This window comes from Pseudochryseolinea flava (genome assembly GCF_003286915.1).
In the GTDB taxonomy this organism is placed as follows: domain Bacteria; phylum Bacteroidota; class Bacteroidia; order Cytophagales; family Cyclobacteriaceae; genus Ohtaekwangia; species Ohtaekwangia flava.
Map to the genome: position 1 here is coordinate 37,507 of NZ_QMFY01000010.1, position 25,494 is coordinate 63,000.

A 25,494-nucleotide genomic window follows, 5' to 3' on the forward strand; every position below is an offset into this window, starting at 1 on the left:
TTCGTTATACGGAGAGCTGTTTTATTTTTGCTTAAATCTTTTCTCATGAAGAAAGTTCTGCTGTTTATCATGCTTTTGCCCCTGCTGACCGACGCGCAGAGACCTGTTCGTACCTACTATGACTCGCTAAAAAAGCACGTTCAGGAAGAATACTTTGTTGATCGCGCTGACGACCAAAAAATGGTTGGCCTCTATAAACGCTACTACCCCAACGGAAACGTAATGCTCTCCGGTAATTTTGACGATGGCGAAAAGTCGGGCGTGTTTCAAGAATTTCATGAGAATGGAAGCCCGGCACGGAAGATCACCTTTGTGAATGGCATGCGTCATGGAGCCGTCGAAGTTTTTAATGAAGACGGCAAATCTGTTCAGCGTGCGTACTATCAAAATGATAAGCTTGCCGACAGCATCCAAATGTTCTTTGATAACGGCAGCTTAAAGAGCGAGACGTTTTTTAAAGAAGGAAAGCCCGAAGGAATGGTGAAGGAATATTATCCTGGTGGCAAAGTGCGCAAGGAGATCATGTATAAGGATGGAAAGCCCAATGGTGTTATGCGAAAATTCTATCCAGAAGGTAAGGTTGAGTCGGAAGCCAATTACAAAAATGGAATCTTGAGTGGCTTCTATAAGAACTACTATCCGAACGGCCAACTCCAAACCGTGTCGACGATGGAAGAAGGTTCGAAGAACGGAAAATTCAAAAGTTACGACATGGAAGGGCACCTTATTCTGGAGGGAAATTTCCTTAGCGGCCGTCTTCATGGCGAAAACCTTGCTTACTACACCGACGGCAAAATTCAGCATCGCTATACTTACAAAGACGGCAAAAAGGTAGGGACGAATTACGACTACTTTAAGACGGGTGAGGTCCGCATCAAAGAGGATTACAGTACTAATGGCGTCGACGCCGTACAAGAAGAGTTTACGGAAGCCCACGTACTCGTTTCTGAAAAACGCTTTCGGAACGGCAAACCCAACGCAACCTGGGTTTATTACCATGCTGATGGAAAGACGCCAAAAATCAAGGAGACGTACCTATTGGGTGGACTGTCTGGAATGAAGTACACCTATTTTCCAGACGGCAAGGTTCAAAAGGAAGAAACCTACAAGAACAATATCCTCACGGGGCCAACAAAAATCTACGACGATAAGGCTATCCTCCTGTCAATCACCGAGTATCGCTCAAATCGTAAACATGGTCCTTCAATCGAATACTACCCCAATGGCAAGATCAAGACGCAGGGAGATTATGCTGCCGACAAAAAACATAAGGAATGGAAGGAGTACGATGAGCAGGGAAATTTGATAAGAACCATTATTTTTAGGGCCGGAATCCTGGTAGAAACCCGGGACGCTAAAAAGTAATGCAAGCCATCAAAGAGACCAATTTCAATTTCCCAGGCCAGACAGGTGTTTACAAAGGAAAAGTTCGTGATGTTTATTATTTCGGAGACTACATGGCCATGGTCGCAACCGACAGGATCTCGGCTTTCGACGTGATACTTCCCAAGGCAATTCCTGATAAAGGCCGAGTATTAAACCAAATCGCAGCGTTTAACTTAAAGGCAACCAAAGATCTGGTTCCGAACTGGGTTATTTCTACACCCGACCCAAACGTAACAATAGGTTTTAAGTGCGAGCCATTTGCCGTAGAAATGGTTGTTCGTGGTTACTTGGCAGGTCACGCTTGGCGCGAATATAAGGCTGGCAAACGCATGCTCTGCGGTGTGCCGCTACCGGAAGGTTTGAAAGAAAATGACAAACTTCCCCAGCCCATCATCACCCCGACTACAAAAGCACATATCGGTCACGATGAAGATATCTCCAGAGCAGAGATTTTAAGCCGTGGCATTGTATCCGAAAGCGACTATAAAACTTTAGAAGATTACACCTTCAAGCTTTTTGCAAAAGGTACTGAGCTCGCCGCCGAGCGAGGACTAATCTTAGTGGATACAAAGTATGAATTCGGAAAACATAACGGAACCATTTATTTGATCGACGAAGTGCACACGCCAGATTCATCTCGATACTTTTATACCGAAGGTTATGAAGCGCGCCAAAAGTCAGGCGAAGCTCAGAAACAACTTTCAAAAGAATTTGTGAGACAATGGCTCATTGAAAATGGATTCCAAGGTAAAGACGGGCAGCAAGTACCAGAAATGACCGATCCAATTGTCGCTTCGATCTCGGCGCGGTATAAAGAGCTTTATGAGAAAGTGCGTGGCGAATCTTTGGAACCGGTCAACTATACGGCTATCCTCCAAAGAATAGAGCAGAGCATCACAGATTCGATAAATTCCGCTAAATTGGCAGCTAAAGCCTGAGGCTACCTAAACTCGAAATCGCTTTTATGAAATATACCATCGACAAACAAGAAAAGTACAGCCTCCTAAAACTTCATGAAGAGAAGTTGGATTCTACCGTGGCACCTGGATTGAAGTCTGAGTTGATTACCTTTCATGCGGAAGGTGTCAAAAATATTATCCTGGATCTGTCCGATGTTAAATATACCGACTCCTCAGGATTGAGCGCTTTGTTGGTAGGCAATAGAATTGTTCAGGAAGAAGGCGGCATCTTTGTGTTGGCGCGACTTTCAGAGCATACCATGAAATTAATCAAGATCTCTCAACTCGATAGCGTACTCAACATCCTTCCGACGGTAGAAGAAGCCATCGATGCAGTGTACATGCACGAGATTGAAAAAGATCTAAAAGGCGACGGGGCGAACTAATCGCTCCCACCCCGCTGTTAAAGTGACCAAAACCTATCAACGTTTTGGTCATTTTGTTTTACGTCCCGCCGAAATAAGACATGAGTTTTAAAGTTACGATACTGGGATCCAGCGGCGCATTACCCGCCTACGGTCGACATCCCTCTGCACAGCTGGTCGAAATTCAAAATCGATACTTCCTGGTCGATTGTGGTGAAGCCGTGCAAATGCAACTCATGAAATTTCAAGGCAACTATCACCGCATTGGTCACATCCTCATCAGCCACTTGCATGGCGATCATTACCTTGGGCTTATGGGGTTGTTATTCACGATGCACCTCCAGCGTAGAACAAATGATTTGCATATTCACAGTCACCGTGGGTTAGATGAAATCATCACGACGCAATTTAAGTACTCACAGTCTGTACCGTCTTTCAAGATCATCTTCCACACCTTGAAGAATGATGTACGCGAAGTCATTTACGAAGACGACGCACTCACCGTAGAAACGATACCGCTCGTCCATAAACTTCGGTGTTCCGGATTTCTCTTTCGTGAAAAACCAAAACCACGTAGAATCGATAAATCCGTTCTTCCTGAAGGACTATTAATTCAACAACTCGCAGGATTAAAACGCGGTGAAGACGTTTGTGATGAGTTTGGAAACGTGCTTTATAAAAATGAGACGTTAACATTAACACCGCGTAAATCTCGCAGCTATGCATACTGTTCCGACACTGCGTACAACGAACAGATGGTGGAGCAGATTCGTGGGATTGATTTGTTATATCACGAAGCAACGTTCGCTAACGATGAAGAACAAAAAGCCAAGGAAACAAAACATAGTACCGCCGCGCAAGCCGCTACGATAGCATCACTCGCCAACGTGCATCAGCTTTTGCTTGGACATTTTTCGGCGCGGTATAAAGACCCGCAGCCTTTGCTGGAAGAAGCAATTCCACTATTTTCAAATACACGACTCGCGATCGAAGGTGAAGAACACACTATTCCCGAATAATCCATCATGAATACAACACTCGAGCAAAAACGAAATAGACTCTTTCTAATTCTGTGTGGCATATTCATCACAAACGCGATCCTTGCAGAAATCATTGGCGCAAAGTTATTTTCGTTTGAGCGAACATTCGGATTCGAGCCGGCCAACTTAGACATCATGGGCTTTCAAATGAGCTTCAACCTCACTGCAGGCGTACTCATTTGGCCCGTCGTCTTCATCACGACCGACTTGATTAACGAATACTTTGGAAAACCCGGCGTTAAGCGCATCAGTTATTTTACCGTACTGCTCATCTCCTACTCGTTTGTGATTATCTTTTTAGCGATCCAACTTCACCCGGCAGATTTTTGGTCTACAGCCCAAGATGCAGAGGGCAATACGTTCAATTTAAATGGGGCCTTTGGTGTAATCTTCGGTCAGGGCTTGCGCATTATTATCGGATCGATCACGGCGTTTATATTTGGACAGCTCGTGGACAGTTATGTATTTCAGAAGTTAAAAAAGTCGACGGGCTCTAAAATGTTATGGCTGCGCGCAACAGGCTCAACACTCGTGTCACAACTGATTGATAGTTATGTGGTATTGTTTATTGCTTTCTATGGAATCTTCGAAACAGAAAATATTGTCGCCATCGGCATTACCAACTACCTCTATAAATTCATTGTTGCCATTGCGCTCACACCGGTGATATACTTCGGCCATGCACTCATTGACAACTATCTTGGTAAGGATAATGCAGAAAAGATTTCAACAGAAGCCTCTGAGAAAAGTGCTGGATTCTTTTGACAATACAACCGCACAGAATTCACTCAAAAGAGTAATGGATTCTGTTCCTCATTGAGCTTACTCACATATGGATTCTCAAATTTTGATGCGAATGATCGCACGGCTTTGATGCTATCCAAAGGAATTTTAGTCTCCGGGAGAATATAGCCATTGGTATCATAGGCATGAAGAACAACGATCGAATGGTCCCCGAGTACGAGGTCAACCACGCCGGTGAGATACATCGTGCGTCCTAGCAACGAAGATGTAATGCCGATAACGGTCCCCTGCGATTTACTATCGATTAAGGCTTCAAAGATTTCCTTTTCAGAGGTAAAGTTTTCTTGATCCAAATAACGGCTAACTGCAACAGAACTTGATTTATCATTTTCAAACACAGGCTCCATCTATTAATTTTCTCATTTAGTTATTTTTATTACGTTCACCGTAAAACTCAATGCCAGCCTGTTTTCTATATAAATTGGAAAGTTCTCGCCACATTTTGTAGCAACAGCAACATAAATTCTATTTTTTCGATGAACGACATTACATCTCACCCGATGATGTCATACATTTGATATTGTCTTATAAGATAAAGTGATATTTCATGCAAAGGAGCATACTGATAATAGATGACGACGAGGACGATTGTATGTTAATCAAAGACAGCCTAGTTCAAATCGGCATCAGACATCCGATCAAAATTGTACTAGGCGGTCAACAAGCACTTGATCTGCTGCAAACCTTAACCTTAGAATTGCCGCTGTTGATCATCCTTGATTTAAACATGCCGCTGATGGACGGATTCCAAGTACTTGACAGAATCAACAGCGACTATAAAATCCCTGTTGTCATGTACACTACTTCTTGTGATGATGAGACCGTGGCGAAGGCAAAGTCGGCAGGCGCGATTGATTGTATCAAGAAGGGAACCAGCTACGCAGACAACCTAAAATTCGCCAAGTACATATTCGACCTCACCAAGGAATTTAAAAGTTAGTTTTACGGATCTGCGCATATTCAACTAACAGCGAAAGAAAAAGTGGACAGCTGTGTTACCGAACTGAATCATCATTTCGGCCTGCGAATGTTATCGCAAATGATCGCAGTGGCAATCGCGGCGTTCAATGATTCCGCCTTTCCGTATTGTGGGATCGTAATCTTCTGAGTGATAAACTGTCCTATTTCGGGTGAGATGCCGCGCGATTCATTTCCGATCACCACAAACCCACCATCGTGAAAGGCCTGCGTGTGTACGTCGGCGCCATCGAGATAAGCGCCATAGACCGGAAGTTTTATTGATTGTAAATAATCGGTTAAAGCCGTGTAGTACATCTCTACACGTACAAACGAACCCATGGTGGCGCTGATCACTTTGGCATTGTAGATGTCGGCAGTCTCTTCGGAAGCTATGATCTTGGAAATCCCAAACCAATCCGCAGTCCTGATGATCGTCCCGAGATTTCCAGGATCGCGAATATCGTCCAGCACAAGCGCAAACTCACCCGGCGCAATTTTTACAGGCGTGTTGGGCTTCATCCTCGCCACGGCCAGGGCTGCATCATTCGTTTGAAATTCGCTTAGCCCCGCCAGTTCATTCTCCTGAACCGCGATGATTTCAAGGCCTTTCGGAAGCGATGCCGCGTCCAGGAATTCAGTTGTGCCCAGCACAAATTGTATTTCAAAGTCCGAGAGCAACAATTCGTGCACACTCTTTGCACCTTGCACCACAAAACATTGCTCCTGTTTCCGGTATTTCTTTAATTGCAAGGATTTAATGAACTTGATTTTAGCTTTCGATAGCATCATTCACGATTGAGAACCGCGAAAATTAGATATTTTATTTTGATCTCTTTGCTTCCAATCATCCTTGGAAGCTGCTGGGGTACAAAACATTTGAAAGATGGCGAGAAATTACTCCTCCGGCAAAGCATCAGCGCCCCCCGGTCCATTGATAGCGAAGAACTTAAGGGCCTATACGTACAGCGCCCTAACCGTAAGTTCCTGGGCATCGCAGCGCCGCTGGTAGAAATCTACTACATCGGATACAATAGTTATAATGAAGACTCCATGCGGGCACGCATGCTACGCAAAGACAGCATCTTTGAGGAACGTATCCGCAAGGCAAAAACCGAAAAACGGAAAAATAACCTTGCCATTCGCCAGCAAAAAACGAAAGATCGGTTCGCCGACAAACTCACGAATGGAAATACAGTCATGCAATGGGGTGAACCCGTGAGCGTTTTCGATAGCACCAATGTGACCAACACCGTTGAACGCTTCAGTAAGTACCTCTTCTCCAAAGGGTATTTCACCAATAAGGTAACAGCCAAAATTTCTCAGGTCAGAAGTTCCAAGCGCGAAAAGAAGAACCGGTTTCTGCAGAAGCTAGTCCAGGTGTCGTACAAACTTGAGCCCGGACAGCCCTACATTATCGACTCCATGTTTTACAGCATCCAAGACACGGCAATCCTTTCACTGGTCAACAAAAATCAAAAATGGAATCACCTCAAGAAGGGCGATCCTTATGATCAAGACAACCTTACCAAGGAACGCGAGCGACTTGATCTCCTGATGAAGAATAACGGTTACTACGACTTCAGCAGACAGTACATCGAATACTGGCCAGACACCTCCTACCTCAAGCCTGGACGCCGCGTCATGATCATGATTGAAATCAAAGATCCTGCAAAGCGTGGCTACCATAAGCAGTTTAAAATCGACACTGTCAACTTCAATACGGATGCCGGCGTGAACAAAGTAGACATGGTTCGCACGGGCAGAACCTACCGTGATATTCGCTACACCTACTACGAGGACAACTACAATTTAAAAATACTGTCGCAGCGTGTGTTCTTAAAGCCAGGCGAACTATACAGTCGCACAAAAACGCTGGACACTCAGCGACAGCTTGCCAACTTGGATGCATTCAAGTTTGTGAACATAAACTTCGATACTACCGGCGGAAGATTCATTGCCAACATTTTTACAAGTCCGCTAGCGCGGTATGAATGGACGAACGAAGCTGGTGTAAGCGTGACGCAAGGGTACCCCGGTCCGTTTTACAATATGACCTTCAAAAAGCGAAACATCTTTAACGGACTAGAGACTTTTGATCTTAGTGGGCGTATTGGTTTCGAAGGTGTTGCCCCTGCTACAAGCGACGAAGATTTTTACAAGAGCATCGAAGCAGGTGTGAACGCATCATTTACGTTCCCACAATTTGTGTGGCCATTCCGTGAACGCGTTAGATTCCGCCATGCGCAATTCAACCCCAAAACAAAATTCACAGCCGGATATGCTTACACGCGAAGACCCGAATATACACGCACAGCTTGGTCGTTGAACGGCACTTACTCTTGGAACAACAAACGGACACGCTTGTATACCTTCACACCTGTTAACCTCAGTGTGATCGACACTGCTAACCTATCCGCTGGGTTTCGCGATCTTCTTGCAGAACAAGAGAACCTCGGGAATTTTAGTTTGAAAAATTCATTCCGACCATCGTTCGTGAACAGTATGATTTTCGCAATCACTTGGAACCACAAGAACTACGGAAACTTGGAACGCAACTCTGCATACATGCGCGCACAATTAGAAAGTGGTGGAACGATTTGGAATATCTTCAATGGCGACTTCATCACCGACAAATACAGCCTCGAATACTTTCAGTTTCTCCGGCTGAGTCTTGACATGCGTCGAATCAATATTGTCGGTAGACACTCAGTTGTCGCTTACCGTTTCAACGGAGGTTTGGCATACGCGTATGGAAAAAATAAAAGTTTACCGTACGAGAAATTCTTTTTCGCAGGCGGTAGTAATAGTATTCGTGCATGGCGACCTCGTCGCTTAGGACCAGGGTCATTTAAGCCACCAATCAGTACAGATCCAAGCAACGATGGTCTTTACGACTACAGCATTGAAAAGCCCGCAGACATTTTAATGGAAGCCAGTCTTGAAGTGCGCCAAAAACTATTCGGATTCGTGAACGGTGCCATATTCGTTGATGCCGGAAATGTGTGGACCTTCGAGCCACGTAGCACCCTGGCAGAAGAAGGAAGCGCTGGCAATTCGCAGTTCAGATTGGATAGCTTCTTTAAAGAAATTGCTGTCGGTACTGGTTTCGGTTTACGTTTCGACTTCACCTTCCTCATTCTCAGATTCGACGTCGGTATCAAAGTGTGGGACCCTGCACGCGCAGAAGGAGAACGCTTTGTACTTGACAAGGTAAAATTCTTCGGACCTTTCTCAACGAACAAAGAACCTGTAATCTATAACGTTGGGATTGGGTATCCTTTCTGATTTTTGGGAAGCTTGTAATCGTTATTCATTATTTGCGAATCGTTAAAAGTTTAAAGTTAATCTTCAAAGGACATCATGCGCAGTAGGCCCTTTAGGGAAATGAAGGGTGCGCGTTGGCTTAGACTTTCGTTAATCGTGAATCGTTAAACGTTAATCGTTAATCGTTTAAAGTTAATCTGCAAAGGACATCATTGCGCAGTGGACCCTTTAGGGAAGTGAAGGGTGCGCGTTGGCTTATACATTCGTTAATCGTTATTCAATGTCGTTGACTTAATCAACGTCCGTAGGCTATGGATTTGTGTTCACCCCTGCCCCTGAAGGGGAACTCGATTTGCGGGCGGGCCCTTTAGGAAGTGAAGGGTGCGCGTTGGCTTGGACTTTCGTTAATCGTTAATCGTTAAAAGTTTAAAGTTCTTCATTGCGCCGCGGGCTTTCCTTGCCTTCGTGTCTTCGCGTCTTCGTGGCATAAAAGTGAATCTTTGAAAAGAGTTCTGCAACTACTAGATCTGCTACATAATACACCGTTGTTTTTTGATCTAGTGCCTTCTTTTTCTGGCATACATAATCAATCTTAATTGCCTACAGCTAACGGATAATCGATAACACTTCCTGTTCCATCGGTAATAATCAACCGTAGCGAAGGTGGTAGCGTTATTCATATGGTGGTGATATTTTATTTGTGTTTGACAATAGCTTTTTGATTAAGACTACACTTGTAGCAATGGCTATCACGACGCCATTTGCAATGGCACATACAAATAGAATTCTCTGACTGTCACTAATACATGGTGGGCAAGGCTTACCTTGTTCACAAGGCTCACACAAAGGTTGAAGTAACCAAATTAAGAACACTAATATGACTTCTAAAATCATCAGTGCCCAAATTAATCTCTTTACCATAAAAGTGACTACGCTTAATGGAGCTCCGCTTGCTATCGCCGTTGCTTAATTAATATTTTTGTCAAAAGAAATAATACTACAAGGAGATAAACGACTGGAAAAAATTGCAGGAACATCACGCTGAAGTAGAGTCCATACCTAAATGTGTACTGTGATCTAATAGAAGCCGAAATAATAAAAAGCACTGACAGCAAGAGCTGAATCCAAGCCGCATATTTGAATGACCGTTTAAATACAACAGCGATGTCAACTTTCATGTAGGATTATTTTAGAATCCAAAGTGGTCTTCTCATTACAATTGCACGACACTAATATCTCAAAAGATTCCAGAGTTCGGTTTCGACTTTTTGTGCATTCGGGAGCATCATTCTTTCGAGCTTCACCTGTAGTGGAATCGCAGGTAGGTTTGCGGCACCCAAAGTCCAGACGGGAGCATCAAGGTATTGAAAACATGTCTTTGAAATTCTTCCCGCCAACGACTCTGCAAAAGAATTCAGTAGCGGTTCTTCCGTCAGCACGAACACTCTTCCATGTCGCTGTGTAGCGTCTGCGATAGCTTCCCAATCAATTGGATTTAATGTCCTCAGGTCGATGATGGTCACGCGGTCTGAAATATCCTTCGTTGCCTCCTTCGCCCAGTACACACCCATACCATAGGTTACTACGACGCATGCTTCACCACTTTCAATCTTTTCTGCAGCGGCTTGTTGAACGGTGTTTGCCTTCCCTAGCGGAATGATGTAATCTTCATCCGGCTCGATTGTTTTCGCTTCCGTCGTGCCTGGAACTTTCGACCAATACAATCCTTTGTGCTCGAGCAATACAACAGGATTCGGATCATAAAAAGATGCTTTCAACAATCCTTTCATGTCTGCGGCATTAGACGGATAGACTACTTTGATTCCACGAATGGTCAGCAACGTCGACTCTACACTTCCTGAATGATATGGACCTCCTCCGCCATAAGCACCAATGGGAACTCTGATCAACGATTGAATTGGAAATTTTCCATTGGAGAGATAGCAACTTTTAGAAAGCTCTTCCACCAATTGATTCATCGCAGGCCAGATGTAATCAGCAAATTGAATTTCTACAATCGGCTTGGTTCCTACTGCCGACATCCCTGCTGTTGAGCCGACAATGTATGCCTCCTGAATGGGTGTATTAAACACGCGTTGATCACCATACTTTTGCGCTAATGTCGCGGCTTCTCTAAAAACACCGCCGAGCCTTCCTCCCACATCCTGTCCATAAAACAATGCTTCAGGATTGCGTTTCAAAATCTCGTCAACAGCATGCAGTGCCGCGTCAACCATCACTACTTTCTCACCTCCTAACGGCGCGCGTTGTCCTTGCTCTTCTTGTATGGGCGTCGGCGCAAACTCATGTGTATCGAACGTTTCTTCAGCCGGATCTTCTGCTGCTAGCGCGCGTTGGTAGTCATCAGCAACTTTCGCGATGGCGTGCTGTTGAATTTCCTGCAGTGTACTTTCATCTTCCCCGTGAGCCAATAAATAGTATTTGAGTTTATCGAGGGGATCAAATTTTTGATGGTGACTAAGATCATCACCGCGGTACCACTCTTTGCGTACGCCCGAAGTGTGATGCCCTAACAACGGACACTTGGCGTGAATAAGAATGGGAGATCGTTTCTTGCGCACATATTCAATTGCCTTTTTCACACCGAGATAAGAATCAACAAAGTCAGCACCATCAACGGCCATGCGCTCCATGCCTTTAAATCCCGCTGCGTATTCGTATGCATCCATTGCACGCATCTCTTTCCCGGTTGCTGAAATACCCCAGTCGTTGTCTTGGATTAAATATATGATCGGCAGTTTTCGAAGCACTGCCATTTGAAAAGCTTCAGCTACTTCACCTTCAGTAACAGAACCATCACCCAGCGAACACATCACAACCGAGCGCTCTTCTCCCTTCATCAGACCCTGTGACTCAAGATATGCTATTCCTTGCGCCATGCCAGTAGCCGGAATCGCCTGCATGCCTGTGGCTGAACTTTGATGTGGAATTACTGGAAAACCTTCACGCTTAAGTGACGGATGGCTGTAATATGTTCTACCGCCGGAAAAAGGATCGTCCCTTTTTGCCATGAGCTGCAACATTAACTCGTAGGGTGCGAGCCCAAGTCCCAACAACACCGATTCATCACGATAGTAAAGCGCAGCGTAGTCGTACGGTTGCAACTGAAGTCCCGCGGCGAGTTGGATGGCTTCATGTCCTTTGGAGGTGCTATGAACATATTTACTGCACACGTCCCTATTTTCTTCATACGTGTCGGCCATTCGCCGAGCCGTGCACATCAAGCCATAGGCATTTAATAAAATATCACGGTCAATATCGAGTTTCGATTTTTTCTTCGAACGCGTCGTTTCTTCAACACTCATGATGATCAAATTGGTCTCGCTCAAAGATAATGATTTTCATTCAACCGATTGAAGTGCAGTTTTTGGGAGATATCGTGATTCATGCCATCTTTGCTCTTTCGATTAATGCCTATGATCTCAAAAGAATCCGTCCGCGACTGGTTTATCTCACTACAGGATGAAATTTGCAAAAGTTTAGAAGCCGCCGATGGTAAGGGGAAGTTTATGAGCGATCCATGGGAACGCAGCGGCGGTGGTGGCGGTGTATCGAGAATTCTAACCAATGGTAACATCATCGAAAAAGGCGGCGTCAATTTCTCTGCTGTATGGGGCAAGACGCCTGAAGCTGTTCTTCATTCGATGAAGCTGCCGACAAATGACCACCCTGATTTTTTTGCAACGGGCATTTCCATTGTCTTGCATCCGCACAATCCGAAGGTGCCGATCATTCACATGAACACGCGGTATTTCGAGATGAGCAACGGCATCTGGTGGTTCGGTGGTGGTATTGACCTCACCCCTCACTATGTCGATGAATCGGATGCACGGTATTTTCATCAACAGTTGAAAACGGTTTGCGACAACCATCATCCTTCGTACTATACCGAGTTTAAAAAGTGGGCCGACGATTACTTCTACATCAAACATCGCCAAGAGACACGCGGTGTTGGCGGGATTTTCTTCGACAGCTTAAAAGACGATGCACCTTTTACGAAGGCTGCTCGATTTGAATTCGTCAAAGATGTAGGGTCGGCATTTGCGCCGATCTACACACACTTGATGGCAAAAAATAACACGCTGTCATTCTCGCAGCAGGAGAAACAATGGCAATACCTTCGTCGCGGCCGTTATGTTGAGTTCAACTTGGTGTGGGATCGTGGTACAAAATTCGGACTCGATACCGATGGTCGCACAGAATCAATTCTCATGAGTTTGCCACCGCAGGCGCAATGGGAATATAACCATCAAGTGGTACCTGGGTCGCCGGAAGAAAAGACGCTTCAATTATTAAAAAAAGGGATTACGTGGGTATAGCCGCGTGGGCATGATGTGATCAACTTAGGTTCGTTGTACCAAAGAGTCCGAGGGATGATTCATGGTTTGTAATCACCTTCCAAACTTCGAGTTGGTCTTTGAGATTTCCATGCTCGTCGATATGCTGAAGCGCAATGCGATCCTCTAACAATGTTCGGCCAATAAGCTTACTTCTGTGACATTCCGTTGGTTTTGTTTCGCTGCACATTAACGCAATGGGAAGTTCTTTCTGCTGGGCCGTCTTCAAACGCGCAATGCCCTCTTGGTAAAACGATTTTGATTTTACTTTTTCATAATTAACATTGCCTTTCAAATCGTAACACGACGGGTCTGAAGGCCTACCGCCGATGCTATCGCCCATAAAAACATACATTATACCTTCATCGGTCAGTGATTGCTGAAGACGTTCTCGATTGTATTGAGGGCTATAAGTCGAATAGGGTACAGATCGAACATCAATCAAATAGTTAATGCCGTAGATTTTCAATAGTCGGACGAACTCCTCGATAGATCGTGTTCCATGTCCAATAGAAAAAAGTGTAGATGTATTCACAGATAAAAAATTCAACACCGACGTTCAACACACCTGAAGCCCGCGAGGCGTTTGCATTCCACTAGCGGATTGGTGCAGGTAAATTTAAGATATAGCTATCCCTTGCGCTTCATGGTTTTGTCTTTGCCCTTCCCTATCTCCTCTTGTAATTTTAGTACTTGTAACGCCAGTTGATCTGAAAGAGATTGGTTTGACGATACTTCTGGAAATTGGTTTGAAAAGAATGCTTTTGCAGACCATACCTCAAGCACGTCACTTGTATTAATACTATAAGGCGCGTATTGACGGTTGTCAGAAACCAGCAACAACTTGCCCTGATCATCCGCAAAATTGAAGATTCGTTTAAATACGATTCCATCTTGTTCAGTGACAATGATGTATAGTTTTCCGTTTTTTATTGAAGTGGTGTCGTCGATGTATTCCCCGAAGATGACGCTACCAGGCTGAATAGGTAACATTGAGTCACCTTGAATTTCAAAAGCTCTGTAGGTTTTGTTTTTGGGTAACATCGGAAGGCTAACCTTCGGGAGTTCCTTTACAAATTCAGGATCTTGGTATCCGGCTAAATATCCAGCCGAAGCTTTCTGCGAAACGAGCTCGACATTTTCTTTATTGTCGCGATCGACGGTGATTGCCAGGATTTCCTTTCCTTTCGAAGCCGACTTTCCTTTCCAATCCTTCTCAGGAAGTCTGCTAAGGTCTGCATTGACAATAGCATCAATGGTTACGTTGAATATTTTGGTGATGTCGAGTAGTGATGACAGTGGCGGAGTTGAGCGCTCTTCTTCGTAGGCGCCAATCGCGGCCTGCTTTAAACCAAGCTTTTCTGCCAATTGCTTTTGCGTCAGTCCGTGTTTGGCGCGCAAAAACTTTAGATTCTTATTCACATTTGCCATAGCGAATTATTTTAAACACAAGTATAATCATAGTCGTGATAAGTAGGGACGCAAAACGTATTTGCGTCCCTGAAGATTCCTCCGGGCAACCACGCGCAGAGAATTTATCACGGGACAAGAACTTTTATTTACTCGTCCGCCAACTAAGAACAATCAATAAAGAGAGCAGGAGAAAACAGCTATGGCAAAACAGACAATTTCTTTACTGAACTTCTCTTTATCTGTCGTTCAATGATTCAAAACTAAAATATTTAGATTAACCGTGCAAATATTAACTAATATTTTTAGTTCTTTGTTTTATGGATCGAAACATTGTGCACTTAGACTTGGACGCTTTTTTTGTTGCCGTCGAGTGCCGCAACAATAGGAAGTTACTTGGAAAGCCGCTCATCATCGGCGGTAGCAGTCGTCGTGGTGTTGTGGCTGCATGCAGTTATGAAACCCGGAAGTTCGGCGTTCATTCCGCTATGCCGATGTATCTTGCGCTGCAACTTTGTCCCGATGCTAAAGTAATCTCTGGCGACGTAGAAGCTTACAGTAAATGTTCACATGAAGTGACGGAGATCATTGCTGAGGCTGCTCCTACTTTCGAAAAGTCGTCGATCGATGAGTTCTATATTGATGCCAGTGGAATGGACCGATACTTTGGCGCTTTCAAATGGGCAGTCGAACTTCAAAAGAAAATTGTCAAGGAATCACATCTTCCCATTTCCATGGGAATGTCTGTTAACAAGCTTGTGTCTAAAGTTGCTACCGGTGAATTTAAACCCAACGCATCAAAGCACATCCCCGATGGCACCGAAAAGGATTTCCTCGCGCCGCTTGGTGTCGAAAAAATCCCTATGATTGGCAAACAAACCGCATCGTTCCTTTATGATATGGGCGTGCGCACTGTCTCCACGCTCCGTGAGATGCCCGTGAACTTTCTGATTAGCGCTTTTGGAAAAAATGGAATCTCACTGTGGAATAAAGCAAACGGCATCGACGATTCGCCTGTTGTACCTTACGCTGAGCAGAAGTCCATTTCAACGGAATGTACATTCGACGAGGATACGATCGATGTAAAGCGATTGAATTCAATTATGATTGCAATGGTCGAGAAAGTTGCCTTCACCTTGCGGGAGCAGCACAAACTCACCTCCTGTGTTACAGTCAAAATTCGCTATTCTAATTTCGACACGGAAACAAAACAAATACGTGTCCCCTATACTTCTGCTGATCACGTCCTGCTTCAAACCGTCACTGAACTTTTTAAGAAACTCTATAATCGGAGAATGCTGATCAGACTCGTGGGGGTTAGACTCAGCGGTCTTGTTTACGGCAATCAGCAGATCAGTTTATTTGACGACACAGCATCGTCTATCAATCTGTACGAGGCTATTGATAAAATTAAACATCGCCATGGTGTAGAGAAGATCGTTCGCGCCACAACGCTCGATGTCAATAAACGTGTGCGCATGGAACTGAATATGTTTAAGGGACCAAAATATCCCCTGAAGAATGTAGGGTAACAAACGCAAGAAAAGAATGGAGATCCGAAGATGTGACACTGATTGACACAAGACCAAACGATCTTCGAACCATGCTTCAAAAACGGAAGCGCATGAAAACGTAACAAAAAAAACAAATCATCTTATGAAATCATCATCATTGAAAGTCCTGCCGAATTATCTTAGCCCTGTTCAGGAGTTGTATTTCATGATCACACCTCCACGTCACATTATGAGCGATGTGTCTGTATTAAAAGACGATGTACATTATTTAATCGGTCATAAGTTTGATGATCAGTTCTCAAAAGCTCATGTCCCGCTATTCCGTTACAGCGATCACTATGCGAAAGACATGGTACGATTTGTCGAATCCAAAGCGTCTGCGTTTAAGCCTTTCAATATATTGTTAAAAGATTTTGGCGTCTTCTATAATGGAAATAAGCGTACCGTATATATGGACATTGTCTATAAATCACCTATTCAGGAAATTTTTGAAGCGCTCGTTAAAGAGGACAAGAACTACGTTCCACATATCACCATCGCTAAAAATCTTTCTACAGAGGACTACTTGCGCTGCTGGCCATATTTAAAAAGTCTCAACTACGGGAATCAACACTTCCTTTGCGACCGGATTACAGTACTCACGAAGAAGGACAACCAATGGATTCATTACAAAGAGATTCTTTTTGGGGAGTAGTTTCTCCCACCGTTAGCCCGAACACAAACCGTTACCTGTTATTGAATATGAAACCATTTGAAATTCTCCAAAAACAATTTGGCTATGCATCCTTTCGCCTGGACCAAGAAGCGATTATTGATTCAGTAATTACGAAGCGTGATACATTCGCCTTGATGCCTACGGGCGGAGGTAAATCTCTTTGTTACCAAATCCCTGCACTGTGCTTTGAAGGTGTGACCATCGTGATCTCACCTTTAATTGCACTGATGAAAGATCAAGTTGACGCGCTCCGTCTTAATGGTGTCGCTGCTGCCTATCTTAACTCAACACAATCTTACCGCGAACAAGCCGATATCATTGACCAGGCACGTCTCGGTAAAATGAAACTTCTATACGTTGCCCCTGAAAAAATTTTGCGCGACGTCGGTGATCGTGATAAACTTTGTCATGAAAATTTCAACCCGACGTTATCGCCATTCCTTCAAAGCATACTTTCATTAAAAGTCAGTCTGGTTGCTATCGACGAGGCGCATTGCATTTCTCATTGGGGGCACGACTTCCGTCCTGAGTACCTCATGCTTGCACACATTCGACGACTGATGCCACAGACCCCATTCATTGCGCTTACCGCTACAGCGGATCGTGTAACGCAAAAAGATATTGTAGAGAAACTTGACCTTAAAGATCCTAATATTTTTATATCAAGTTTCAACCGCGCTAATATTCGTTACACAGTGCAACCGAAGCGCTCGGGACTTGAAAATTTGCTCCATTTCTTAAAAAAACATCAAGAGGATTCAGGCATCATCTATTGCTTCTCACGGGCGGCAACGGAGAAACTCGCCCACGACTTAAAGACCCATGGCTACTCAGCACTTGCTTATCACGCCGGCATGGACAAGTCTGTACGGGCACAGCACCAAGATCTCTTCCTTCGCGACCAAGTGAAGATTATGGTCGCGACCATTGCATTTGGTATGGGCATCGACAAATCAAATGTCCGGTATGTGGTGCATATGGATCTTCCAAAAAATATTGAAAGCTATTATCAGGAAACCGGGCGCGCTGGAAGGGACGGGCTAAACAGCGAGGCACTTTTATTTTTTGGACTTCAAGACGTCGCTAAATTGAAACGATTCGCCGTCATCGAAAACAATCCGGAGCAAACTGAAATTGCCGTCCGGAAAGTGGAGCAAATGGCACGATACGCCGAACTGAATTCATGTCGCCGAAAATATTTGTTAAACTATTTCGATGAAAAAACAATCGAACATTGCGGCAATTGCGATACGTGCTCGTCGACTTTTGAGTTTTACGACGGCACGGTAGTCGCGCAAAAAGTATTGTCGGCGGTATCGAGATTACAAGAGCGATTCGGGAACGCGTACGTAATCGATTTTTTACGCGGAACGACGAATGAGAAAATGACTGATGAACATAAGGCCATGAAAACGTATGGCATCGGAGCAGATCTCACAAAGCATGAATGGAACAAAATCATCCACGAGCTTATCGACCTGGGGTTTCTACGAAAAGCTGAAGGGCTTTACCCAGTTTTAAAATTATCAGAAAAATCTGAGGCGGTACTTAGGAATGAAACGAAGGTCACTTTCACAAGACTTAAATTGACGGCCGATTACCAACAGACAAGTGGTGATTACGACCAGGCACTTTTCAATGCGCTAAAAGCATTACGACGCACACTAGCTGAGCGTGAAAACGTCGCGTCATACATTGTTCTTTCTGATGCATCCCTTGTTGAGCTTGTAACTTACTTACCACTAAGCACCATTGACATCTCGAAAATTGCTGGTTTCGGAGAAGTAAAAATGAAGAAATACGCGGCGGATTTTCTCGGGGTTATTGTGTCGTACTGTAAAGCAAATCAACTCGAAAGCCGCATGGCACAAAAACCGACAAAGTCCCGGCGAGAGCGAACAAACCGTGAGCATGAACCCGACACAAAACTGCAAAGCTTAGAGCAGTTTAAGCGTGGGCATACCGTTCATGAAATCGCAGCGCATCGACAGTTGAAACAATCAACTATTGAGGAACACCTGTCCTACTATTTACAAAACGGAACACTCTCTATCGACGAACTGATCACAAAAGATAAATATCAGGCGATTGTACAAGCATTGGCTAAAGCAGATACTGTGGCATTAAGTCCCGTAAAAGAAATTCTCGATCATAGTATAACCTATGGCGAGATTCGATGGGTAAAAATAGCACTCGAGAATGACCGAAGACGTTTACAACATACGCATTAATATTGGTCATGGCTGCCGTGGCGTCAAACTTTCTTGGCTCGATTTCAAAATGTTTGATAACCTAATATAAAAACACGAAAGAAGACACATGTATCTGAATTGTCACACCGCTTTCAGTTTTAAATATGGCACACTTCGCATTAAAGATCTTTTTGCTGAAGCCAAACGGTGTCAGGTAGGGAAACTTGTGCTCACTGAAATTAACAACACGTCGTCTTACATTGAAATGCTTCGTGTTTGCGCAGAGCATGCGACTGTTCCGGAAACCGGATTGACAAAATACGGAAAGGAATCACACAACTTAGAAATAGCTGTTGGTGTCGAATTCCGTCAAGACAATCAACTGTTATATATCGCGATTGCTAAAAATAACAATGGGTTTGAGAGAATTAACCGTTTTTTATCTTTTCACAACCGAGACGGTCGCCGCTTTCCAAATCGCGCACCTGCGTTAGAGGACGTGTTCATCATCTACCCGTTTCGAACGGAACCAGAAACGCTGCGCATAAATGAATTCATCGGCGTTCGAAAGTCAGAGCTTACACAACTTGCTCTATACAAACCATATCAGGACTATCGTGACAAATTTGTGGTTCTCCATCCTGTCACCTTTGCAACGAAAAAAGGATTTAACATCCATCGGTTGCTGCGTGCAATTCATCACAACACACTGTTAAGCAAACTTGCGCCGGAGCAACAGGCACAAAGCGATGAAATTATGGAACCAGAGGAAGCGCTTAAGCAAGCTTTCGACGAGTTCCCTAATCTGGTGTGGAACGCTGAAAAGTTGATCTCCCAGTGTAGTTTAGATTTTCAACTCGGAAAAGACAAAAATAAAAGTACTGTCACGGGCAGTACAGCGGATGATCTTGCCCTTCTGCGACAAAAGGCTTGGGATGGATTCGTTCAAAGGTACGACGCAAACAGCCAAGTACTTGTCGAACGTTTCGAACGTGAAATGCAAGTCATTCAGCAAAAAAAATTCTGCGGGTACTACCTCATTACATACGATCTGATTCAATTCGCCCAGCGAAAACGGTTTGATTATGTTGGACGAGGCAGCGGTGCCAATAGTTTAATTGCCTATTGTCTCGGCATCACGAACGTGGACCCGGTAGCGCTGAATCTATACTTTGAAAGATTCCTAAATGAGGAGCGTGCATCTCCGCCGGATTTTGATATCGACTTCTCGTGGGATAATCGCGACGCGATTTATGAATACCTTTTTGAACGATATGGACAAGAACACGTGTGCTTACTCGGCACCCATGTCACGTTCCAACGCCGCTCCATCATTCGTGAACTAGGAAAGGTCTTTGGACTGCCCAAAGATGAGATCGATGACTTGGTCGAATTCCCTGAAAAGAATAAAGATCGTGATCACATCACTAAACTGGTCATCGAGTACGCAGGCTATATCATTCAAAAAGAGTTGCCCTCCAATATGTCCATTCACGCGGGTGGCGTATTGATTACAGAGAAACCCATCTATGCCTATACGGCAACTGAACTACCGCAGAAGGGATATCATGTGTCGCATTTTGAAATGCAAGGTGCAGAAGATATGGGTATCTTCAAATTTGATATTCTCAGCCAACGTGGACTAGGTCATTTAAAGGAAGCGGTTCGACACATCAGCAGGAACAAGGGCGTTGCAATTGATATCCATCGTTATGGTGAATTTATGGTTGATGAAAAGATCAAAAAAATCATGCGCAGCGGCAAGACCATGGGATGTTTCTATGTTGAATCACCCGCAATGCGAATGCTACTGGAGAAACTACATTGTGAAGATTATCTCACGCTCATTGCAGCAAGCTCGATCATCAGGCCAGGTGTCGCCAGCTCTGGGATGATGAAAACATATATCGAAAGGTTCCACCTTACCCAGAAAGGAAAAACATACGATGTAATCCATCCTTTCATCGATGAACTCATGAAGGAGACTTACGGTGTAATGGTTTACCAGGAAGATGTGATCAAAGTAGCCCACCATTTCGCTGGACTTACACTCACGGAAGCCGATGTACTACGGCGAGGCATGTCGGGGAAATATCGATCTCGCGAAGAGTTTCAGCAGGTGAAAGAAAGATTTTTCGAATGCTGCGCGCAAAAACATTACCCGCTTCACATCACTGAACGCGTGTGGTATGAAATCGAAAGTTTTTCAGGTTTTTCATTTGCAAAAGGTCACTCTGCAAGCTATGCTGTCGAAAGTTATCAAAGCCTTTTCCTGAAAGCACATTACCCACTAGAATTTATGGTCGGCGTCATCAACAACTTTGGTGGCTTTTATAAGACCGAATTCTATTTCCATGAGGCAAGAATGAACGGAGCAGAGATTGAGGCCCCGTGCATTAATAGTAGCGACTATCTCACAACGATTTATGACGAAAAAATCTTTATGGGATTTATTCACATCAAGAGTCTTGAGGGAGCGGTGGCAAAAGAAATTTCCATCGAACGCGGACGGAATGGTGCATTCAGAAGTCTTGACGATTTTTTAAGTCGCGTGACGATGGGATTAGAACAGATTCGCATTTTGATCCGAATTGGAGCACTCCGGTTTACGGGCAAAAGCAAGCAAAAACTATTGTGGGAGGCGATGCTTCATTATAGCCAAGCAAAAACAAAAAAAACAACGACTGCGCTATTCGACACCGAGCCGAAGGATTATCCACTTCCAACATTAACGAGACACGCGATAGAAGACGCCTTTGATGAGATCGAACTTCTTGGATTTCCATTATGTGATCCATTTTGTTTACTAGAGACTACAGATCGCGGCGACACGCTGGCCATTGAACTGCGTAAACGTATCGGCCAGCAAGTTCATATTATCGGATATCTGGTTACCGTAAAAGATACAGGTACAAAGTCTGGAGATCGAATGAATTTCGGAACGTTTTATGATTCTCAAGGCGAGATATTCGATACGATACATTTTCCTCAAATTGCAAAAAGATTTCCGCTAAGAGGCAGGGGTTTCTATTCCATTAAAGGAATTGTCATCGAAGATTTCGGTGTCGCCATGATTCAGGTCGCGTCAATGGAAAAATTGCACATCATCAACAAACGCGCGGAAGAATTCATGCAAGAGAATATTGCAGAAAGTAAGTTTCACTAGCCTACTACTCTTTTTTCAAATGCACCCAAGTCCTACAGGTGCTGTGTCCCATGACCTTGGCTTCGTAGTAGTAAACACCTGTTGAGAGATTCTCACCTGACCAATCATGCTGATAGTCGTCAGACTCGAACACCTTCTCTCCCCAACGGTTAAATATTTTTATAGCGACAGGAAATCCAAAGTCAGTAGGTGTTTTGTCACCGCTAGCACCAAACCGAATTCGTAGCGCGTCATTCTTTCCTTCCTTTATCCCCGGCGTAATAACGTTAGGAAAAAGTAAACTGAAAACGGGAACCGTTTCAATTTTCTCGCTCACACAAAACTCCCTTGCGCCCACGAGCTTCACTGTGTATACAGCTTCTTTTTCATAATAATGGTTAAGCACATCGTCTGTTGAAGTCTGGCCATCTCCAAGATCAAAATAAAGAATATCACCGGGCATGGTATGTTCAGTCGTATTCATTAACTCAATGATTGGTAAGTTCGCCTCGCATGACCATTGACGATCCAAACTGAACGACGGCTCAATGCTTTGAATGACACCCACCGAGACGGTATCCAAATAGCTGCATCCCAAAACCTCTGTAACCTTAATGATATACGCTGTAGAATCCGTGGGCGACACAACAATGCGTGGATTGTTCGAGATAACATCCTTACCGACACGCCACTCGTAAAATGCAGCTCCGCTGGCTTCTAAAACATGTGATGTTCCGGAGCAAATCACGTCATCATCAGGAATTCGAGCTTCCTTCTCATAGACCTTTACAAATACTGTATCCGCGTCTTCACCGATGCAAGTACCACGATCTACGGCACGCATCGTCACCCTGTAAGTTCCGGGTGTATCATAGTAGTGCGGTTCAATCATCGATGAATCGGATTTTGTGAATACCGTACCGTCTCCTAAGTTCCACTCGAAAATTTCACCTCCATAACTTTTATTCTGAAAAACAAAGCCATCAGGTATACACACCACAGCGAGCCCTGGCGACGATAGATCGACAGCATTCGACTGTATCCGCGCGCGCAATAATGTTAGATCAAACTTAAATGCCGCGTTATTACAATTGTTACTTTTGTTTTGTCGCGACCATGCACCTGCCGTTGTTGGGAAGTCTGAACTTCCACCGCAGCCACCACATACGGCGTGATACACGACTCCAGACTTATCGAAACGACTAGTACCGCCATCAACGTGCGTAAAAGATTCGTCGCCGCCCATGTATGTCGCATAAAGAAGTTCCTTTGCATTGTCATCGAGCACCATAAAATAAAAATCGGCCCCCAACACAGTTTCATCTTGCCATGCATCGGGCGTGATCGGCATATCAGCCACGTCGTTCAAAACATAATTCCGAACAACGTTAACACCACCACCCCACCCCGCCAAGTAGATGTAGTTACATTGGTTAACAGCGAACGCTGTTGGCGAAATATTTGGTATGCGCTCTCCCGAACCAAAGACCGTTGAGAAAATATAATTTGTCAATTGACTATCAAACTTCTGAATAAATTGGGCGCTGTTCGGGTTGCTGTAAACACCAGCTGACACGGGGAAATCGCCTTCTGTTTGTCCATACACATAGACGTTGTCTAATTCATCCAAGTCGACAAAATATATTTGGTCATATGATGATGTGCCCGTGTAAGTTGCGTGCTGTAGTGTTTTTCCGTCAGGTGATAGATGTGCAATCCAGCCATCGACACCGCCCTCATTCTGTTTCTGGTATGCAGTACCGCTGGTCGGAAAATTCGCGCTTGTTGTGCCACCGGCAACGTAGATACCTTTTTTTGAATCGAGCTTGATAGAATAGGCTGCGTCGGCACCACCACCACCTAAAAAAGTACACCACTCCATCGTCGTTAACGCGGCATTCATTTTAAAAACAACAGCATCACTGGCACCACCGTTGTAGGTGATATCGAGCGCTGATCTCACCGGAAAATCAGGCGACTCCGTAACGGAGCACACATAAATATTATTGTTCTCATAGGTGATGACGTCGCCGCGCATTTGGTCACCATAGTTTTTTATCAATGCTCCACCAAAGCGATTTTGCCCATCGTTAGTAGCATCATCGGCCTCTCCCCCAACATAAGTTGACGCCAAAAGGGAACTGCCATCGCTACTGATGCGCGCCAAGAAAATATTCGAACCGAACTGAAACGAAAATATAGAATTCATAGCCTGCCCCTTGCTAAAAGTTTCATCGAATGCACTAGCGGTCGTTGGAAAATTAGCAGAACTGGTGGTACCAAGTACGATGAGATCTTCATCAGCGTTCATCACCAAACTATGCGACGATTCCCCCGCCGCGCCGCCTAAATAGCTTGCATAAAGTAATTTTGTTCCGGCAGAATCGTATTTTAAGATTGAGACATCGTAAAATCCACCGCTTGCCGTTTGAAACGCACCCGGTGTAGCTGGAAATAAAATCTCGGGGTTGTTAGATACCGTGATGCCCGACGAATACAATGTACCGCGTTCGCCTGGGGTAGCGGTACTTCCCCAATTGTCTGCGTTGGATCCAGAAAACGTAGAGAAAATCAATAGCGGGTCAATGACCAATTCATAGCACGGGTCATAGCCATTGGGAAATTGAAAAGACACAACATTACCACTGACCTTGAATTTACATTTTACGTTTACTTTTTTTCCATCGACAAATTGAAATGCGATTGGCGACTTCTCGATGATCGTTGCAAGATTCACGACGACGTTGATATCGTCACCATCAAATTGAATTTTGTTCGCACCTGAATACGTAAAGGAGATTTGTTTGGTATCCGCATTTGGCGCGATGATGAAATCGTATTTGGCGTTGTTCCCTTCCGAGTAAACTTTCAGGCTAACACCGTCATAAAAGTTAGCATAGTATATTCCTTGATAGGCGTGCGCACGCGAAGCCCATCGTTTTGGATCATCGCCGATAAAGTAATTATAGTTCGTCTGAGATTTCCCGAACGGAGTAGGTACAGCTTTCGGATTACTTCCGATAAAATCCACAAATATGGTATTCGCTTCAATATGATCAGTTGTTGCATGAGGAAGCTCATCTCCTTCATGCCCATGTCGATGAGCCTCAAGAAGCTTCCGCTCATCAATGAAACAATATACAAATCGCCCCTGCTCAATATTCATTCTTCCACTAGGTATTCTAGCAGAATAAGCGACGCGCGATGGCCATTGATTTTTATTTTCAATAAACTGAAGACCTGGATCGGTTCCTCCATACACACGTAGTACCAGCACTAAAAATACAGCAGTTAACCCTCGCATACCTCAACTTTTTGTTAACGCTCTGAATGCTGAAGTTAGCGATCTTTTTCCAAAATGTAAATTCTATAGCATGATCAA

At 44.3% G+C, this 25,494-nt stretch carries 18 protein-coding genes; 12 read left to right on the plus strand and 6 right to left on the minus strand.

Going from position 1 to position 25,494, the window contains the following annotated elements:
- Positions 1–45 precede the first annotated feature (45 nt).
- From DQQ10_RS18185 to DQQ10_RS18205, 5 genes are all read left to right on the plus strand, one after another.
- On the plus strand, positions 46–1,365 hold the full coding sequence (locus DQQ10_RS18185) for a toxin-antitoxin system YwqK family antitoxin (RefSeq protein WP_165824005.1): 1,320 nt from the start codon (positions 46–48) through the stop codon (positions 1,363–1,365).
- On the plus strand, positions 1,365–2,324 hold the full coding sequence (locus tag DQQ10_RS18190; RefSeq protein ID WP_112748322.1) for a phosphoribosylaminoimidazolesuccinocarboxamide synthase: 960 nt from the start codon (positions 1,365–1,367) through the stop codon (positions 2,322–2,324). The genes DQQ10_RS18185 and DQQ10_RS18190 overlap by 1 nt, the downstream gene beginning before the upstream one ends.
- Positions 2,325–2,350: 26 nt before the next feature.
- On the plus strand, positions 2,351–2,731 hold the full coding sequence (locus DQQ10_RS18195) for an STAS domain-containing protein (RefSeq protein WP_112748323.1): 381 nt from the start codon (positions 2,351–2,353) through the stop codon (positions 2,729–2,731).
- Between the two features lie 80 nt (positions 2,732–2,811).
- A complete protein-coding gene (locus DQQ10_RS18200) occupies positions 2,812–3,729 on the plus strand; it encodes a ribonuclease Z (protein ID WP_112748324.1) in 918 nt (305 codons plus the stop codon).
- Positions 3,730–3,735: 6 nt separating this feature from the next.
- Positions 3,736–4,515: a queuosine precursor transporter gene (locus DQQ10_RS18205; RefSeq protein WP_112748325.1), complete on the plus strand. Its 780-nt coding sequence runs from the start codon at positions 3,736–3,738 to the stop codon at positions 4,513–4,515.
- A gap of 23 nt (positions 4,516–4,538) precedes the next feature.
- Here DQQ10_RS18205 and DQQ10_RS18210 read toward each other — a convergent pair whose 3' ends face one another.
- Complete coding sequence (locus tag DQQ10_RS18210; protein ID WP_112748326.1) at positions 4,539–4,901, minus strand: hypothetical protein; 363 nt, start codon at positions 4,899–4,901, stop codon at positions 4,539–4,541.
- 200 nt (positions 4,902–5,101) lie between these two features.
- On the opposite strand from DQQ10_RS18210, the gene DQQ10_RS18215 reads away from it, so the two are divergent.
- Positions 5,102–5,494, plus strand: coding sequence for a response regulator (locus tag DQQ10_RS18215; RefSeq protein WP_112748327.1), 393 nt, complete (start codon positions 5,102–5,104; stop codon positions 5,492–5,494).
- Between the two features lie 71 nt (positions 5,495–5,565).
- Here DQQ10_RS18215 and DQQ10_RS18220 read toward each other — a convergent pair whose 3' ends face one another.
- A complete protein-coding gene (locus tag DQQ10_RS18220; protein ID WP_317047956.1) occupies positions 5,566–6,303 on the minus strand; it encodes a TrmH family RNA methyltransferase in 738 nt (245 codons plus the stop codon).
- Between the two features lie 45 nt (positions 6,304–6,348).
- Between DQQ10_RS18220 and tamL the strand changes: the two genes are divergently transcribed.
- Entirely contained in the window at positions 6,349–8,799 is a 2,451-nt protein-coding gene (tamL, locus tag DQQ10_RS18225; protein ID WP_133259695.1) for a translocation and assembly module lipoprotein TamL, read from the plus strand.
- Positions 8,800–10,007: 1,208 nt separating this feature from the next.
- Here the strand turns inward: tamL and DQQ10_RS18230 are convergent.
- Positions 10,008–12,128 carry an alpha-ketoacid dehydrogenase subunit alpha/beta gene (locus DQQ10_RS18230; protein WP_245970468.1) on the minus strand — a complete coding sequence of 707 codons (2,121 nt, stop codon included), beginning with the start codon at positions 12,126–12,128 and terminating at the stop codon, positions 10,008–10,010.
- Between the two features lie 87 nt (positions 12,129–12,215).
- Here DQQ10_RS18230 and hemF point away from each other — a divergent pair, with 87 nt between their 5' ends.
- Positions 12,216–13,118: an oxygen-dependent coproporphyrinogen oxidase gene (hemF, locus tag DQQ10_RS18235; RefSeq protein ID WP_245970469.1), complete on the plus strand. Its 903-nt coding sequence runs from the start codon at positions 12,216–12,218 to the stop codon at positions 13,116–13,118.
- A gap of 19 nt (positions 13,119–13,137) precedes the next feature.
- Here hemF and DQQ10_RS18240 read toward each other — a convergent pair whose 3' ends face one another.
- Together DQQ10_RS18240 and DQQ10_RS18245 are read right to left on the minus strand one after the other, a co-directional pair.
- Positions 13,138–13,671 (minus strand): DUF488 domain-containing protein, encoded by a 534-nt coding sequence (locus tag DQQ10_RS18240; protein WP_112748330.1) that lies wholly within the window; start codon positions 13,669–13,671, stop codon positions 13,138–13,140.
- Positions 13,672–13,766: 95 nt separating this feature from the next.
- Positions 13,767–14,567 (minus strand): XRE family transcriptional regulator, encoded by an 801-nt coding sequence (locus DQQ10_RS18245; protein WP_112748331.1) that lies wholly within the window; start codon positions 14,565–14,567, stop codon positions 13,767–13,769.
- Between the two features lie 299 nt (positions 14,568–14,866).
- Between DQQ10_RS18245 and dinB the strand changes: the two genes are divergently transcribed.
- From dinB to DQQ10_RS18265, 4 genes are all read left to right on the plus strand, one after another.
- Entirely contained in the window at positions 14,867–16,078 is a 1,212-nt protein-coding gene (gene dinB, locus DQQ10_RS18250) for a DNA polymerase IV (RefSeq protein ID WP_112748332.1), read from the plus strand.
- Between the two features lie 124 nt (positions 16,079–16,202).
- Complete coding sequence (locus DQQ10_RS18255) at positions 16,203–16,754, plus strand: 2'-5' RNA ligase family protein (RefSeq protein ID WP_112748333.1); 552 nt, start codon at positions 16,203–16,205, stop codon at positions 16,752–16,754.
- A gap of 47 nt (positions 16,755–16,801) precedes the next feature.
- A complete protein-coding gene (gene recQ, locus DQQ10_RS18260) occupies positions 16,802–19,006 on the plus strand; it encodes a DNA helicase RecQ (RefSeq protein WP_112748334.1) in 2,205 nt (734 codons plus the stop codon).
- A gap of 88 nt (positions 19,007–19,094) precedes the next feature.
- Complete coding sequence (locus tag DQQ10_RS18265) at positions 19,095–22,133, plus strand: DNA polymerase III subunit alpha (RefSeq protein ID WP_112748335.1); 3,039 nt, start codon at positions 19,095–19,097, stop codon at positions 22,131–22,133.
- A gap of 4 nt (positions 22,134–22,137) precedes the next feature.
- On the opposite strand, the gene DQQ10_RS18270 is transcribed toward DQQ10_RS18265, so the two are convergent.
- Complete coding sequence (locus tag DQQ10_RS18270) at positions 22,138–25,416, minus strand: DUF7948 domain-containing protein (protein WP_112748336.1); 3,279 nt, start codon at positions 25,414–25,416, stop codon at positions 22,138–22,140.
- Positions 25,417–25,494 lie beyond the last annotated feature (78 nt).